Below are 14,613 nucleotides of genomic sequence, written 5' to 3' on the forward strand. Positions count from 1 at the left end.
GGAGAGAGACATGCGGGTCGAGTTCGAAATGGACCGAACCACTCTGCTGGGCAAGGACGAGAACTGGAAGGTGGGGAATCTGGGCGTCATGCAGCTCGCCCACGACTACCCGCTCGACCTCCTTGCCGAGATCAAGCGGAAGGCCCATATCTTAAAGGAGGAGCAGAGCGCGAACATGCACCTCAATCTGCGCTTCATCCGCGACGCGCAGAAGTACATCCCCGAAATCAGCGAACTGGTGCACTGGCCCGGACGGATCGAGCAGCTCAGCGAACTCGCGGGCGAGCCCCTGGAACCCTATCCCTTCTCGGTGATCAACACGGCCGTGACCTTCATGGGGCCCGACGACGGAACCGTCGACTGGCACGGCGACGGCCCGCCGATCACCGAACTCGTCGCCCTTGAGACGGAGGACGTCGAAGGAGGCCGCCTGGAGCTTTTCCAGGGCGACTACGAGGCGACGATCGCGGCGGTCAACGCGGGAGAGGAACTGCCCGAGGACCGCATGATCCACATCGAGCACAAGGTGGGAAGCTGCGTCTTCGGCCAGCTCATGAGCGTTCCGCACCGCACCGAGCCCATGACCAACGGCTCACGTACGACGCTGACGATGAACCTGCGTTCGCAGCGGCGGCCTTTCATCGACAACAATCCGATGTACTACCTGGCCGCAGACAACCCGGACTTCGCCTGGGTCGAGGAATACATCGACGATGTACGGAACAGGCAGCTTCCCACATATCTGGAGTACCGCGCCGCGAAATGACATATTCCAAACAGAGTAGGATCAGTACACCTCCCGGTCCCCTTCCCACCGCGCCGGTCGTTCCGGAGAAGGCACCCGCACGCAAGCCGCAATTCCTCACCGCGGTCGCCTTCGCCTTCGGCGGCATCGGCTTCTGGAGCACGAACGCCCTCGCGGGCTCCACCGCCCTCAAGGAACTGGACCTGGGGGTTGTGCTGACCCTTCAGTTCGCTTCCGCGACTCTCGCGCTCGCCGTCATCGTGGCGGCGCAGGAGTCGCGGAGGCGGGCGCGGCCGGTGCGGCCGGGGCCGCCGCTCACCCGGAGCGACTACCTGCGCAGCGGCCTGGTCGGACTGATCGGTTTCTGCGGTACGCAGACCACCCAGTACGTCGGGTTCGCCTACGCGCCGATCGTCGAGTCCAACATCATCGCCTACGCCTGGCCCATGTTCGCCGCCATCTGGCTCGCCGTCACCGCCTGGAGCCGACGCACCTTCGTCGGCTTCCTCTTCTCCCTCCTGGGGTTCCTCGGCGTCGCCATCATGACCGTGGCACAGAACTCCGGCTCCGGCGGCGGCAGTCCGCTCGGTTATGTGGCCGCGCTGGTGTCCGCGCTGTGCATGGCCTACTACACCCTGGCCTCGGGCGCCGCCCGTGCCCCGGCCACGTACGGCATGCTCATGGGCGGGGTGGTCGGCACCCTGCTCGCACTCGTCATCGCGTTCTCCACCACGACGGACTGGGATCCGAGCCTGGCCTGGCTGGCCATGTGCTACGTGGGCATCGGGCCCTGCGCGGCCGGGTTCCTGCTGTGGAGCGCGGGCATGGCACGCAGCGACGGCCGGCTCGCGCCCCTGGGCTACGCCACGCCCGTGCTGTCCACTTGCGTCCTGCTCCTCTCGGGCCGCACGTTCGGGGACGCCTCGGCTGCCGTCGGCGCGTTCCTGGTGCTCCTGTGCACGGTGGGTGTCCTCGTCAACGACCGTCTCTCCGGGGAACAGCGGCTCTGAGCCGGGCGACGACGTCGGGGCGCGGGCCGTACGCGTACGTACCGCGCCCCGCGCCCCGCGCCCCGACGTTCCGCCGTTCTGACAGCCAGTCAGGCGGCCGGACGGGCTCAGCCGGAGGCGTGCAGCAGGGCGTCAACGGCGGTGCGCACGGCGCCGGGATCGATGCCCGTGCCTGCTTCGTGCTGCGGAAAGACGGTGCTGCCGCCCCACTCCCCCGGATCGGTGTAGTCGCCTGCCGCGGGTACGGCGACGCACCCCATACGAGCGGCCCGTGCGGCGCGGACCCCGGCGACCGAGTCCTCGATGACGACCGTACGCGCGGCGGCGACGCTCAACTGCCGTGCGGTGCGCAGGAAGACGGCCGGGTCGGGCTTGCCCGCGGGCACCTCTTCCGCCGAGACCACGACGCGGAAGAACTCCCCCAGTCCCACGGCGGCCAGCACGGTCTCGATCGTGTCCCTGGAGGAACCGGAGGCCACCCCGAGCCGGTGCCCGTCGGCGTGCAGCCCCTGGATCAGTTCCCGCATGCCAGGGACCGGAGAGGGCTCGGCGGTGGCCAGTGCCAGATAGGAGGCGTTGACCTCTTCGAGAAGGGTGTCCGTGTCCTCGCGCAGCCCGTAGCGCCCGCGCAGGGAGTCGAGCATGTCCCGCATGCCGATTCCGGTGTACTGGCCGTGCGTGGCACGGTCGAATCCCCGAGCGCCGTGCCGGTGCAGCACTTCCCGCTCGGCCTCGAAGTAGTTGCTTCCGCTATCGACGATGGTGCCGTCCAGGTCGAATATCACGGCCCTGTCCGTCATGTGCTTCCTCTCGCTCAGCAGACGCGGTCAGCCGCCGAGGAGCCTTTCCCGTCCGCCCGGGAACACGCGGTGCCGTGACGGCCCGGAGGGGTACCGATCCGGACAGGCGGCACGCGGTGCCGTGACGGCCGACGGTCAGCGCGGCCCCGTCGCACCCGTCGTACCCGTCGCGCCCGCGCGCAGCCCGTCCATGACGAGGTCCAGGAGCCGGGTGAGGCGCGGTTCGCGGTCCTCCTGGCAGGCGATCTGCCAGAGGCCCGCGATGGCGAGGAAGAAGTCGTCGGCGGTCACACCGGGGCGGATCGTGCCCGCCTCCTCGCCCGCCCTGAGCAGCGACTCGGCCGCGGCCATCACGGGTGCGTACGCGGGCTTCTCCGGTGCGCCGGGCCCTGCGGTCGCCCGGCGGATCGTGTCCGCGAGACCGGTCTTCGTCATGGCGAACTGGGCCAGCCGGTCCATCCACTCGCGCAGCGCCTGGTCCGGCTCCCGCTTCCTGAGCAACTGCCCCGCGGTCTCGGCCACCCGCTGCACCTCGTAGCGGTAGACCTCCAGGACGAGGGCCTCGCGGTCGGGGAAGTGGCGGTAGAGCGTGCCCTGGCCGACGCACGCCTTCTTGGCGATGGTGCTGAGCGGCACGTCGTGCGCGCGCGTCAGCTCGGCCACCGCCACCTTCAGGATGCGTTCGCGGTTCCGCTGGGCGTCCTGGCGCTGAGGCGCGTCCTTCTTGTGCTGCACCCGTCCTCCTCACCGGAGTTGGCCGGACCTCGCTTGTTAAGCGGACAGTTGTCCGTTAGGTTTTCAGGGAGCGCGGACAGTTGTCCGCTTAGGTCTACCTTAGCTGCTGCCGCGGGTGCCCGGAAACGGCCGTGACCGGTGCGCTCCGTCACGCAGCCTGCGCTTTTCGCACCGGCGCCCCCGTGCGGCGGTCCCGTGTCCCTGCCCTTATCCGTACATCTTCCGAACCGTCTGCCTGCCGGACCGTCCCTTCGGCGTGCTCCGGGCAGGCGAAAGAAGGCCGAGCATGGACCCATCGACGTCCAGCGACATCACTTTGCACATCAACGGCGAAAAGCACACCCTTCCCGTCGACCACCGCACCACCCTCCTCGACGCACTGCGCGAGCGACTCGACATGACGGGCACCAAGAAGGGCTGCGACCAGGGGCAGTGCGGTGCCTGCACCGTCATGATCGACGGGCGTCGCGCCGTCTCCTGCCTCCAGCTCGCGGTGGCCGCCGAGGGGCGCGAGATCACCACCATCGAGGGCGTGGCCGAGGGGGACCAGCTGCACCCGGTGCAGCAGGCGTTCCTCGATCTCGACGGGTTCCAGTGCGGCTACTGCACACCCGGCCAGATATGTTCCGCCGTCGCGATGCTGGAGGAGCACGCCGCGGGCTGGCCGAGCGCCGCCACCGGCGACGTACGTCCCGAGTCGGGGCCGCCGCCCCTGACCCCGGAGGAGATACGGGAGCGGATGAGCGGCAACCTGTGCCGCTGCGGCGCCTACGTGTCGATCGTCGAGGCGGTGTCCCGCGCCGCTGACACCCCCACCGGTACGGCGTCGGCCACCCAGGGTGCCAAGGCCACCGCCGGCGCCGGAACCACCGAGGAAGGCAGGGCCGCATGAGGGAGTTCGGATACCAGCGCGCCGGTGATGTGTCCGGCGCCGTCGCCGTCCTCGACGCCGACCCCGAGGCGCGCTTCCTCGGCGGCGGCACCAACCTCGTGGACCTGATGAAGACCGGCGTCGAGCGGCCCGCGCGGCTCGTGGACGTGCGGGAACTCCCGCTGGACACCATCGAGGAGGTGCCCGGGGGCGGCCTGCGCATCGGGGCCACCGTCACCAACAGCGACCTCGCCGCGCACCCCCTCGTCCGGCGGAACTACCCCGCGCTCGCGCAGGCCGTGCTGGCCGGTGCCTCCGGACAGCTGCGCAACATGGCGACCGTCGGCGGGAACCTGCTCCAGCGCACCCGCTGCGGCTACTTCGCCGACGTCAGCAAGCCGTGCAACAAGCGCGACCCCGGCAGCGGCTGCCCCGCCGTCGAGGGCGAGCACCACAACCACGCCATCCTCGGCGCCTCCGGGCACTGCGTCGCCGTCCACCCCTCCGACATGGGTGTGGCGCTGACCGCGTTCGACGCCGTCGTCTCCTACGAGACGGCCGACGGGCCCGGCGAGCTGCCGCTCGCCGAGTTCTACCTGCCCGTGGGCGACACCCCGCACCGGGAGACGGCCCTCCCGCAGGGCGCCCTGATCACCGCCGTCACCCTGCCGCCCGCGCCCGTCGCCGGGCACTCGCGCTACCGCAAGGTGCGCGAGCGTGCCTCGTACGCGTTCGCGATCGGCTCCGTCGCCGCCGCGCTGGAGATCAGCGACGGCACCGTGACCGACGCGCGGCTCGCCTTCGGCGCCGTCGCCTCCCGCCCCTGGCGGGCGCGGGCCGCCGAACGCGTGCTGATCGGAGCCCCGGCGACGGCCGAGACCTACGCCGCAGCGGCTGACGCCGAACTGGCGGCGGCCGAGCCGCTGCGGGACAACGCCTACAAGGTGACCCTCATGCGCAATCTGACCGTGGCCGTCCTGACCGAACTGACGGAGGAGACCGCCTGATGACGACCCTCACGACCGGTACGTCGGCGCCACCCGCGTCCGTCGGCACCGCGCACACCCGCGTGGAGGGCCGGGACAAGGTCACAGGGGCCGCCCGCTACGCGGGCGAGATCCCCTTCGCCGACCTCGCCCACGGCTGGCTGGTGCTCTCCACCATCGCCCGCGGCCGGATCGTCTCGGTGGAGACCGACGCCGTCCTGGAGATGCCCGGTGTGCTCACCGTCCTCCACCACGGCAACTCGCCCCGGGTGAACGGCGACTTCGTCAGCATGATGGGCACCCCGCCCGACCCCGGCGCCGTCCTCTTCCAGCACGACCGCGTCCCCCACCTGGGCTGGCCGGTGGCGCTCGTCGTCGCCGAGACCTCCGAGCAGGCGAGGGAGGCCGCCGACGCACTCGTGGTGCACTACGAGAAGGAACCGCACGACATCGCCTTCTCCCTGGAGCGCCCGGACGCCTATCCGCTGGAGGGCCACATGCCCGCGGAGACGGAGAAGGGCGACCAGGCTGCCGGACTCGCCGCCTCCGCCGTCGTGGTGGACGCCGAGTACAACACGCCGGAGGAACACCACAACCCGATGGAGCCGCACGCGGCGACCGCACGCTGGGACGGTGGCCGCCTCGACGTCGTCGACTCCAACCAGGGCAGCGGCTGGGTGGCGGGCGAGCTGGCGCAGCTCTTCTCGCTCGACCCCGACTCGGTGCGGGTGCGCTCCGAGCACGTCGGCGGCGGTTTCGGCAGCAAGGGCACCCGCGCACACCAGGTGGGCGCCGTGCTGGCGGCGACGGTGCTCCAGCGGCCCGTACGGGTCGTCATGACCCGCCGTCAGATGTTCTCGCTCGCCGGATACCGCAGCCCCACGGCGCAGCGGGTGCGGCTCGGCGCGGACACCGACGGCAGGCTGCGCGTGCTGGACCACAGCGCGCTGAGCCTGACATCGTCCATGCACGAGTTCGTCGAACCGAGCGCGGGAGTGGCCCGCGTGATGTACGACGCCGAGGCGCACCGCACCTCCAACCAGGTCGTACGCCTCGACATGCCGACCCCGACGTGGATGCGCGCGCCTGGCGAGGCACCCGGGTCCTTCGCGCTGGAGTCGGCCCTCGACGAGCTGGCCGAGAAGTGCGGGATCGACCCGATCGAGCTGCGGGCACGCAACGAGCCCGAGCGCGGCCCCGTCTCCGGGATGCCGTTCAGCACCCGCAACCTGCCGGCCTGCTTCCGCGAGGGCGCCCGCAGGTTCGGCTGGGCCGACAGGGACCCCCGTCCCCGTCAGCGCCGTGAGGGCCGCTGGCTGATCGGCACCGGCACCGCGGCGGCCTCCTTCCCGTCCGGTGCCATGCCGTCGACGGCGGCCGTGACCGCCGAGGCGGACGGCACCTTCACGGTGCGGATCACCGCAGCCGACATCGGGACGGGTGCGCGCACCGCCCTGACCCTGGTCGCCGCCGACGCCCTGGAGACGGCGCCCGAGCGCGTCCGGGTGCGCATCGGCAACAGCGACTTCGGGCCCGCGATGATCGCGGGCGGTTCGATGGGCACCCGCTCCTGGTCGTGGGCGGTCACGGCCGCGGCCCGTGAGCTGCGCGAACGACTCATCCCCGGTACCGAGGTGCCGCCGGAGGGGATCACCGTCCGCTCGGACACCAGCGAGGCCGTCGCGGCCCTCGCCCAGAAGGAACGGCACTCCTTCGGGGCGCAGTTCGCCGAGGTCGCCGTGGACGTCGCCACCGGCGAGGTGCGCGTGCGGCGCATGCTCGGGATCTTCGCGACGGGCCGCGTCGTCAACCCGCTCACGGCCCGCAACCAGCTCGCGGGCGGGATGGTCTGGGGCCTGTCCATGGCCCTCCACGAGGAGGCGGTCAGGGACGCGGCCTCGGGCGGCCTCTACGGCGCCGACCTCGCGGGCTACCACGTCGCCACGCACGCCGACGTGCCGCCCGTCGAGGTCGACTGGGTGTCGGACGACGACCCCGAGGACCCGGTCGGGATCAAGGGCGTCGGCGAGATCGGCATCGTGGGCGCGGCGGCGGCCGTCGCCAACGCGGTGTGGCACGCGACGGGTGTGCGGCACCGGAGCCTGCCCATCCGGCCCGACCGCGTCCTGGAGGCGGGGGCCGGGGCGGTTCCGGGTCCGGGAGCGGGTTCGGGAGCGGGGGCGGGTTCGGGCTCCGGCGTGGGAGCGCCTGATGCTTGACATCGCCGCCGAGCTGGACCGCTGGGCGGAGGAGGGCCGGGAGTTCGCCGTCGCCACCGTCGTCGGGGTCAGCGGCAGCGCGCCCCGCGACCCCGGTGCGGCCCTCGCCGTCGACAGCGAGGGCACCGCGATCGGCTCGGTCTCCGGAGGCTGCGTGGAGGGCGCGGTGTACGAGCTGTGCCTCCAGGCGCTCCGGAGCGGCGAGACCGTCCTCGAACGGTTCGGCTACAGCGACGAGGACGCCTTCGCCGTCGGGCTCACCTGCGGCGGGGTCATCGACGTCCTGGTCGTGCCGGCCGGGGCCCGGACGGCAGGCGCCGCCGTGCACCGCGCGGCGGTGTCGGCCGTCCGGCGGGGCGAGCCCGTCGCCCTGGCCAGGGTCGTCAAGGGCCCGGCCGGGCTGCCGGGGCGGGCCCTGCTCCTGCGGCCCGACGGCACCCGCGAGGGCACCCTCGGCGGGCCCGACGAACTGGACCGCACGGCGGCGGCCGAGGCCCTGGCCATGCTGGAGGCGGGCCGCACCGGCACCGTCACGCTCTCGGAGGACGGTTCGCACTGCCCCGGTGGCGTCACCCTGCTCGTGGAGTCCAGCCTGCCCCCGCCGCGCATGATCGTCTTCGGCGCGATCGACTTCGCCTCGGCGCTCGTCAGGGCCGGGCGGTTCCTCGGGTACCACGTCACCGTGTGCGACGCGCGTGCCGTCTTCGCCACGCGGGCCCGCTTCCCGGAGGCGGACGAGATCGTCGTCGACTGGCCGCACCGCTACCTGCTGCGCACGGAGACCGACGCGCGCACCGCCCTGTGCGTGCTCACGCACGACGCCAAGTTCGACATCCCGCTCCTGCGGGAGGCGCTGCGGATGCCGGTCGCCTTCGTCGGCGCGATGGGTTCGCGCCGCACGCACCAGGACCGCGAGCGGCGGCTGCGCGAGGCGGGGCTGACGGAGGAGGAGACGGCGCGGCTCCGGTCGCCGATCGGCCTGGACCTCGGCGCCCGCACGCCGGAGGAGACGGCCCTGTCCATCGCGGCGGAGATCGTCGCGGCCCGGCACGGCGGCACGGGCATGCCGCTCACCGGCTCCGGCACCCCGATCCACCGGGAAGGGGCACAGGGGGTACGGGGCTCGGCGCCCCGTACCGCGGCCTGACGGGCAGCGGCCTGACGAGTGAGGGCCCGCACGGACGCCCCGTCCGCGCGGGCCCTCGCGTGCGCGTCGGTGCGGGCGGGTACCCGGACGGGCGCGGCCAACCGGATCCCCCCGGATGTGCCCGTCGGCCCCGTGCAGGAGCATGGAGACCGCCGAGGAGCGGAGGACGACGATGTTCGAGGCGCACGACATCAAGGAGTGGCGGGACCACGACGTGGTGGACCTGGACGGGCACAAGATCGGCTCCCTGGAGTCGGTCTACGTGGACACCCGCACCGACCGGCCCGCCTTCGCGACGGTGACCCTGGGCCTGCCCACCCGTCGACGGCTGGCGTTCGTCCCCCTGGACGGGGCGACCGTGGGTCCTGGCTATCTGAAGGTCACCCACTCCAAGGACCAGGTCAAGGACGCCCCCTCGATCGACACCGACGGGGAGCTGCGGGCCGCCGAGGAGGAGTCGGTGTTCGCGCATTACGGCCTGGCCTACGAGCAGGGCAGCGGCGGCGAGCGGCGGCTCGCACGGCGCTGACCGCGCCGGGACGTACCACTGTCAGCGGCGCGGCGGCTCCGAGGGCGTGAACAGGTGACGCGGCGGCCGGGAGGAGGCCGCCGCGTCACGGGGGTGGTGCCGAAGGGGAGCGGGAACGGTCAGCCGCTCACCGAGATGTTCGAGCTGCCGCTGCTCTGGTAGCCCTCCGTCGCCATGATCATGTAGTACCGGAAGCTGCCCAGGGACATCCCGGCCCGGGACCACGCGTCGAAGTGGTTGCCCGTGGTGATGGTGCCGCCCGTCTTCTTCTGCTGCCGGACGCTCCAGAACTGCGGGAAGGTGCGGGTGCCCTCGACGGAGGGGGCGTTGTACCGCATCGTGTGGTAGATGTCGTACGTGCCGCCGTCGCTGGTGACCGTGCCGCGGTGCGTTCCCGTGGGCCGGTAGTTGCCCCAGTTGTCGACGATGTAGTACTCCACCAGCGGGTTCGACGTCCACCCGTAGAGGCACAGATAGCCGTTGCCCGACGGATAGAAGCTGCCCGAATACTGCACGGTCCTGCGTCCGCCGGTGCTCCAGCCCTTGCCGCAGACGAAGTTGCCGGTGTTCCGCCACGAGGTGCTGTAACTGCCGCCGCCGGTCAGGTTCATGGAGACCGTCCCGGCCGCGTCGGTCCAGAACGAGTAGTAGTAGCCGTTGTGGGTGCCGGTCTGGTTCGAGCTGACGGTTCTGTCGGAGTCGGCACGGGCCACGGTGCTGGGCAGCATCACCGCGGACGTCGTGGCCACCGCCAGAGTGCCGCCGCGGACGATGAGACTCCGGCGGCTGATCGGGCGGGGTGTGGGGGCGTCGTTCTCGTGCATGCTTCCTCCTCGTGAGGGCTGGCACAGGCCAGGCAGCGTGATACGACCCGGCAGGGGGGTGGTGGCCAGGCGGCGCCGACCGCGCGTCGGCGTCCTGCAACGCGGCGGGGCTGGGCTGGGCCGGTCGCGCGCGGCTCGTCGACCGGAGAACCGGGCCATGACGGGCGGCCCGGATCGACAGCGGTGCGGCCTGTCGATGACCGACAGTGTTGAACCGGCTTCACGGGTTGTCAACGGTTTCCGGAAGTATTACGGAAATCTCTTCTTGATCGGAAATTGACGAGGAGAGCATAAGGGCAGTTCAGTGCCGTGCTGAGCACATGAAAGCCGGATCGATCGCCGAAAGCGTCGATGCAGAGATCAATGACCTGGTCAACGTCTTCGAAAATTATCGGAGAACTTCCGGCCTGATCGGGAGCGGAGGCCGTCGGTCAGGCGCGCTTGGCGGGCAGCAGCCCTACGGCCTTCAGCCGCTTGTCGGAAGTCCGGGCTGCCCAGGCGACGGCCAGGAAGCCGACGGCGAGAAGCGGGTAGCCCATGGCGATCTTGGCGAAGCCCAGCGAACCGACCTCGTCGGCCTGGTAGAGGTACTGCTGGACGGCGAACCGGGCGCCGAAGATGGCGGCCAGCACCAGGGTGGCGATGTCGTAGTAGATCCGCGAGCGCTTGTCCGCCCGCCAGACGGTGCCCTTGCCGGTCGCCGAGTTCCAGATCAGACCGGCCAGGGGCCAGCGCAGCACCACGGAGAGGACGAAGACGACGGCGCCGGCCAGGCTCGCCCAGATGCCGATGAGGAAGAAGTCCTTGGCGGATCCCGTGTACCAGGAGATGCCCGCGGCGATCGCCACGCCGAACACGCCGCCAAGTGCGGGCTGGATCGACTCCTTGCGCGTCAGCCGCTCCACCGCGATGCCCAGGGCGACGAGCAGAGCGGCGAGGATGCCCACCTTGAGTCCGCCGAGGCTGTTGGCGACGACGAACACCAGCGCGGGCAGCGCCGAGTAGACGATCCCCTTGGTGCCGCCCGCCTGCTCGAGCGCCGACTTCCGCTTCCGATCGCCCGCCGTCTGCGTGTCGGTCGCCGCCGCCTGGGGACTGGTGGTGGTCTGCATGGTGATCAGCTCTTCCGGGGTCGTCTCGGGGGCACATCGATCGTTCGTCACTAAGTGACATCCTGACACTGCACGACGAACGAAACCACTTCGCGAGCTGTGATCTGAGTCACATCCAGGTGCCCGCGTCCGACGCGGCGGATGCCTCGTCCAGGTGGACCGGGTCACCCACGGCGCCCCCGGTGGCCTTGCGGACAGCGTCCGCGATGAAGACGAAATTCTCGTCACCGAGCTTCCGCGGATCGGCGCCTTCCAGCAGGGCGGCTCCGACGTACTCGTTGATGACGCGCAGGGCCGCCGCGGCGGCCGCGGCGTGCAGACGCGCCTCAAGGCCGTCGGGCGCGACGCCGAGGCGCGTCGCGATGACCCCGGTCAGTTCGCGTTCCACCTGGTCGCAGGCCATCAACCAGGCCGTGCGCAGGGCCGGTTCGGTGTCGGCCAACCGGATCATCCTGATACCCAGCCCGGCATCCACCTGCTCCGACGGGCCGACCTCGCCGACCAGCCGCCTCGCCTCCGTGACGAAGTGCTCCTCCAGAGAGCGATGCGGCGGCCAACTGCGCAGCGTGGCCAGCTCCCACTCCACGCTCTGCGCGACGATCGGCTCCGCACAGCTCTCCTTGCTGCGGAAATGACGCCAGATGGTGCGGGTCGACAGCCCCACCGCCTCCGCGATCTGGTCGCCGCTCGTGCCGTCGACACCCTGCGCCCAGAACAGGCGTGCCGCCTCCCGCGAGATCTCCAGACGTACGCGACGGCGCCGCCGCTCGCTCATCCCGCCCCGGCCGCGTTCGGTCGATGCCACGCCGTCGGCCCCTTTCACCATCGCACTGCATTCACTCAGCGCCATACTGACACTAAGTGACGCAATGTGCTAGCTGGCGGCGGAACTCGCTCGGGTTGGTGCCCCGGAGTCTCTTGAACGCCACGCTGAACGCGAACGGATCGGTGTAACCGACGGCGCGGGCCACATGAGCGACGGTCGAGGATTCCCGCTCGACGAGGAGATCAGCGGCCAGCGTCATGCGCCAGCGGGTCAGATAGGCCAGCGGCGGCTCGCCGAGCAGACCGGCGAACCGTTTCGCGAGCGTCGAGCGGGACACCCCCGTGCGCCGGGCCAGCTCGCCCACCGTCCATGGCGCCGCGGGCTCGGTGTGCAGGAGGCTCAGCGCCTGGCCGACCACCGGGTCCTTCTGGGCGGTCCACCAGGCCGGAGGGTGGCCCCCGGGCCGGTCCAGCCAGGTGCGCAGCGTGCAGACCAGCATCCAGTCGAGGAGCCGGTCGAGCACGACCTGCTGGCCCGGTTCGTCGCGGGCGACCTCGGAGGCGAGATGGTCCAGCACCGGGTCACCGGTGTCTCCGGCGTCCACGCGCAGCACGACGGGCAGCGCGTCCATCAGCGGCCGGCTGATCTCGCCGCTGACCGGATAGGCGCCGACCACCAAAGTCGTCGCACCACTGCCGTCGCCGCCCCCTTCACCGGGATCGTGCCAGCCCAGACGGTGCCGTGTGCCGCCCTGCTCGGGCGTCGCGCAGTCCTGCCCGCAGACAATCGGCTCCGCCGTGCTGCCGGGTTCGTCGACGAAGGTGAATGTCGTCGGACCACGCACCACGATCGTGTCGTGGGCGCCGAGGCGCTCGGGCGGATGCCCCTCAGGGACGATCCAGCCCGCCCCGGTGAGGACAGTGCACAGGGTCAGCGGCGCACCGTCCACGAAGTGCAGTGACCAGGGCGGGGACAGCGTCGAGCTGCCGAACAGGGAGCCGCGGGCCCGCACCCCGCGGAAGAGGTCACTGGCGATGTCCACACGCACAAGGTAGACGATCACAATGGCATTGCGGCTTCTCGCCCATGTGAACGTGCGGCCGGTACGTGTTCAGTGGTGGTCATGAGCACGGATGACAACAACGCACTGACCCTGGTGGTCACGGCACACCCGGACGCCGACTCCCTGACCCACCACGTGGCGGAACGACTCGTATCGGCCCTCCGCCCTCGGGCGGTCGAGGTGGCGGACCTGCACCGCGAGCAGTTCGATCCCATGTTCTCCCCGGTGGACCGCCGGGCCTATCACGGGGGTGGCGGCCACCCTCCCGATGTCGCGCGCGAACACCGCCGTCTCGACCGCGCCACCGACCTCGTCCTGGTCTTCCCCGTGTACTGGTGGTCCGTGCCTGCGCTGCTGAAGGGGTGGATCGACCGCGTGTTCGTCAATGGCTGGGCCTTCGAGTACGCGGCCGAGTCGGGTCTGCGCCCGAAGCTGCAACGGCTCACGACGCATCTGCTGCCCGTCGCCGGTGCCGACTCCGGCATCTACGAGCGTCACGGATACGAACAGGCGCTGCGGACGCAGATCGAGCACGGCATCGTCGACTACGTCGGAAGCCGCCGTGGTGTCACCGCGTTCATCCACGAATCCGAGCAGCTCTCCCCCACGGCCACGGCGGCGAGCGTCACACGCGCCGTACGCGCCGTCAGCGAAGCCATACGGACCGGCTCACCGCGTGACCTCTCCCGTCCTGCGCCCGCGACGCTTGAAGCCGGGTGACCGAGGAACCTCCTGGCTGCCGAGGAGCCTCCTGCCCGGTCAGCGACGTCGGCCATGACGTGAATGCCGAAGAGCGGGCCCTCCCCCCCCCGGTACCGGAAGGGTAGGGCCCGCTCCTCGTGCGCCGGGTGGTGTGTCAGCGCAGCGCGGCGATCATGTCTTCGGCCAGCCTGGCGCTGGAGGCAGGGTTCTGGCCGGTGAAGAGGTTGCCGTCGATGATGTTGTGCTGCTGGTATGCCGCCCCTTCGACGTGGTCGGCGCCCAGCTCCCGCAGACGCGAGGCGAGCAGCCACGGAGCGCCCTCGGCGGTGCCGAAAAGCTGCTCCTCCTCGTCGGTGAACGCGGTCATCCTGCGGCCGGCGAAGAGCCAGTCGCCGTCCTCGTCCTTGGCGCTGAGCAGCGCGGCCGGACCGTGGCAGACAGCGCCGATGAGCTTGCCGCCCTTGTCCGCCTCGGCCAGCAGACGGCCCAGGTCGGCGTCCTGGAAGAGGTCGACGACCGGGCCGTGGCCGCCGGGCAGCACCACCGCGACGTAGTCGTCGATGCCGGTCTCTTCGAGCTTCAGGAGCGGGCCGAACTCCTCCAGCACCTTCTGGGCGTGTGCCACGTGGCGGGCGCACTCCTCCCCCGCGACCGCCGGGTCGGCGCTGTGCTCGTCCAGCGGCTGGAGTACGCCGCCCGGAGAAGCGAAGTCGACCGTGTAACCGGCCTCCACGAACTTCTCGTGCGGAGCGGCCAGTTCCTCCGCCCAGTAACCCGTCGGGTACTTCGATCCGTCGGTGCGCTCCCACACGTCGGCAGCCGACATGACGATGAGAACCTTGCCCTTGCTCATACGCGTTCCTTTTCCGTGCAGGGACATCCCGGGCAGGCGGCACCTTGCTCCGGGACAGTCGGTGGCCAGGCATGACGCGACGGCGACAGAGCGCGCAAGAGCGCCGACCGTGGGTGTGGGCCCGCTCATCGGCCGCCCGTCGGAGGAAGGCCGTGGAACCCCTTTGCGCCGTGCACATGCCGTGATCCGTCCTCTGTCACTCACCCCGAGGACGTACTTCCAGCATGGCCCGCCGCCGGTCCCGGTGGACG

The 14,613-nt window shown here is 71.0% G+C and carries 15 protein-coding genes; 8 read left to right on the top strand and 7 right to left on the bottom strand.

The genetic code is table 11. From position 1 onward, the window contains the following. Nucleotides 1-28 precede the first annotated feature (28 nt). Both ACWGJ2_RS31320 and ACWGJ2_RS31325 read left to right on the top strand, forming a co-directional pair. Nucleotides 29-766 carry a hypothetical protein gene (locus ACWGJ2_RS31320; protein ID WP_453349664.1) on the top strand — a complete coding sequence of 246 codons (738 nt, stop codon included), beginning with the start codon at nucleotides 29-31 and terminating at the stop codon, nucleotides 764-766. Next, on the top strand, nucleotides 763-1,755 hold the full coding sequence (locus tag ACWGJ2_RS31325; protein WP_453349665.1) for a DMT family transporter: 993 nt from the start codon (nucleotides 763-765) through the stop codon (nucleotides 1,753-1,755). The genes ACWGJ2_RS31320 and ACWGJ2_RS31325 overlap by 4 nt, the downstream gene beginning before the upstream one ends. A 107-nt stretch (nucleotides 1,756-1,862) precedes the next feature. Here ACWGJ2_RS31325 and ACWGJ2_RS31330 read toward each other — a convergent pair whose 3' ends face one another. Further along, nucleotides 1,863-2,555, bottom strand: a complete 693-nt coding sequence (locus ACWGJ2_RS31330; RefSeq protein ID WP_453349666.1) for an HAD family hydrolase — start codon at nucleotides 2,553-2,555, stop codon at nucleotides 1,863-1,865. A 135-nt stretch (nucleotides 2,556-2,690) separates the two neighbouring features. Beyond that, nucleotides 2,691-3,290: a TetR/AcrR family transcriptional regulator gene (locus tag ACWGJ2_RS31335; protein ID WP_453349667.1), complete on the bottom strand. Its 600-nt coding sequence runs from the start codon at nucleotides 3,288-3,290 to the stop codon at nucleotides 2,691-2,693. Nucleotides 3,291-3,576: 286 nt separating this feature from the next. Between ACWGJ2_RS31335 and ACWGJ2_RS31340 the strand changes: the two genes are divergently transcribed. The 5 genes from ACWGJ2_RS31340 (at nucleotide 3,577) to ACWGJ2_RS31360 (ending at nucleotide 9,042) form a co-directional block, all read left to right on the top strand. After that, a complete protein-coding gene (locus ACWGJ2_RS31340) occupies nucleotides 3,577-4,182 on the top strand; it encodes a (2Fe-2S)-binding protein (RefSeq protein ID WP_453349668.1) in 606 nt (201 codons plus the stop codon). After that, entirely contained in the window at nucleotides 4,179-5,168 is a 990-nt protein-coding gene (locus ACWGJ2_RS31345) for an FAD binding domain-containing protein (protein WP_453349669.1), read from the top strand. The genes ACWGJ2_RS31340 and ACWGJ2_RS31345 overlap by 4 nt, the downstream gene beginning before the upstream one ends. Beyond that, on the top strand, nucleotides 5,168-7,366 hold the full coding sequence (locus tag ACWGJ2_RS31350; protein WP_453349670.1) for a xanthine dehydrogenase family protein molybdopterin-binding subunit: 2,199 nt from the start codon (nucleotides 5,168-5,170) through the stop codon (nucleotides 7,364-7,366). The genes ACWGJ2_RS31345 and ACWGJ2_RS31350 overlap by 1 nt, the downstream gene beginning before the upstream one ends. Continuing rightward, on the top strand, nucleotides 7,359-8,513 hold the full coding sequence (locus ACWGJ2_RS31355) for an XdhC family protein (RefSeq protein WP_453349671.1): 1,155 nt from the start codon (nucleotides 7,359-7,361) through the stop codon (nucleotides 8,511-8,513). The genes ACWGJ2_RS31350 and ACWGJ2_RS31355 overlap by 8 nt, the downstream gene beginning before the upstream one ends. 172 nt (nucleotides 8,514-8,685) lie before the next feature. Next, nucleotides 8,686-9,042: a PRC-barrel domain-containing protein gene (locus tag ACWGJ2_RS31360; RefSeq protein ID WP_453349702.1), complete on the top strand. Its 357-nt coding sequence runs from the start codon at nucleotides 8,686-8,688 to the stop codon at nucleotides 9,040-9,042. A gap of 119 nt (nucleotides 9,043-9,161) precedes the next feature. On the opposite strand, the gene ACWGJ2_RS31365 is transcribed toward ACWGJ2_RS31360, so the two are convergent. From ACWGJ2_RS31365 to ACWGJ2_RS31380, 4 genes are all read right to left on the bottom strand, one after another. Beyond that, entirely contained in the window at nucleotides 9,162-9,866 is a 705-nt protein-coding gene (locus ACWGJ2_RS31365; RefSeq protein ID WP_453349672.1) for a glycoside hydrolase family 11 protein, read from the bottom strand. Between the two features lie 431 nt (nucleotides 9,867-10,297). Beyond that, on the bottom strand, nucleotides 10,298-10,978 hold the full coding sequence (locus ACWGJ2_RS31370; RefSeq protein ID WP_453349703.1) for a DUF3159 domain-containing protein: 681 nt from the start codon (nucleotides 10,976-10,978) through the stop codon (nucleotides 10,298-10,300). A gap of 109 nt (nucleotides 10,979-11,087) precedes the next feature. Further along, nucleotides 11,088-11,783 (bottom strand): TetR/AcrR family transcriptional regulator, encoded by a 696-nt coding sequence (locus ACWGJ2_RS31375; RefSeq protein WP_453349673.1) that lies wholly within the window; start codon nucleotides 11,781-11,783, stop codon nucleotides 11,088-11,090. A gap of 52 nt (nucleotides 11,784-11,835) precedes the next feature. Beyond that, nucleotides 11,836-12,786 carry an AraC family transcriptional regulator gene (locus ACWGJ2_RS31380; RefSeq protein ID WP_453349674.1) on the bottom strand — a complete coding sequence of 317 codons (951 nt, stop codon included), beginning with the start codon at nucleotides 12,784-12,786 and terminating at the stop codon, nucleotides 11,836-11,838. A gap of 81 nt (nucleotides 12,787-12,867) precedes the next feature. On the opposite strand from ACWGJ2_RS31380, the gene ACWGJ2_RS31385 reads away from it, so the two are divergent. Continuing rightward, nucleotides 12,868-13,527: an NAD(P)H-dependent oxidoreductase gene (locus ACWGJ2_RS31385; protein ID WP_453349675.1), complete on the top strand. Its 660-nt coding sequence runs from the start codon at nucleotides 12,868-12,870 to the stop codon at nucleotides 13,525-13,527. 136 nt (nucleotides 13,528-13,663) lie between these two features. On the opposite strand, the gene ACWGJ2_RS31390 is transcribed toward ACWGJ2_RS31385, so the two are convergent. Next, nucleotides 13,664-14,362, bottom strand: a complete 699-nt coding sequence (locus ACWGJ2_RS31390) for a type 1 glutamine amidotransferase domain-containing protein (RefSeq protein ID WP_453349676.1) — start codon at nucleotides 14,360-14,362, stop codon at nucleotides 13,664-13,666. Nucleotides 14,363-14,613: the final 251 nt, after the last annotated feature.

Source organism: Streptomyces sp. NPDC054796 (assembly GCF_053611545.1).

Coding starts and splice junctions, on each gene's coding strand:
- ACWGJ2_RS31360 (WP_453349702.1), top strand. CDS start 8,686: ATGTTCGAGGCGCACGACATCAAGGAGTGGCGGGACCACGACGTGGTG.
- ACWGJ2_RS31340 (WP_453349668.1), top strand. CDS start 3,577: ATGGACCCATCGACGTCCAGCGACATCACTTTGCACATCAACGGCGAA.
- ACWGJ2_RS31320 (WP_453349664.1), top strand. CDS start 29: ATGGACCGAACCACTCTGCTGGGCAAGGACGAGAACTGGAAGGTGGGG.
- ACWGJ2_RS31365 (WP_453349672.1), bottom strand. CDS start 9,866: ATGCACGAGAACGACGCCCCCACACCCCGCCCGATCAGCCGCCGGAGT.
- ACWGJ2_RS31385 (WP_453349675.1), top strand. CDS start 12,868: ATGAGCACGGATGACAACAACGCACTGACCCTGGTGGTCACGGCACAC.
- ACWGJ2_RS31350 (WP_453349670.1), top strand. CDS start 5,168: ATGACGACCCTCACGACCGGTACGTCGGCGCCACCCGCGTCCGTCGGC.
- ACWGJ2_RS31355 (WP_453349671.1), top strand. CDS start 7,359: ATGCTTGACATCGCCGCCGAGCTGGACCGCTGGGCGGAGGAGGGCCGG.
- ACWGJ2_RS31345 (WP_453349669.1), top strand. CDS start 4,179: ATGAGGGAGTTCGGATACCAGCGCGCCGGTGATGTGTCCGGCGCCGTC.
- ACWGJ2_RS31330 (WP_453349666.1), bottom strand. CDS start 2,555: ATGACGGACAGGGCCGTGATATTCGACCTGGACGGCACCATCGTCGAT.
- ACWGJ2_RS31370 (WP_453349703.1), bottom strand. CDS start 10,978: ATGCAGACCACCACCAGTCCCCAGGCGGCGGCGACCGACACGCAGACG.
- ACWGJ2_RS31325 (WP_453349665.1), top strand. CDS start 763: ATGACATATTCCAAACAGAGTAGGATCAGTACACCTCCCGGTCCCCTT.
- ACWGJ2_RS31390 (WP_453349676.1), bottom strand. CDS start 14,362: ATGAGCAAGGGCAAGGTTCTCATCGTCATGTCGGCTGCCGACGTGTGG.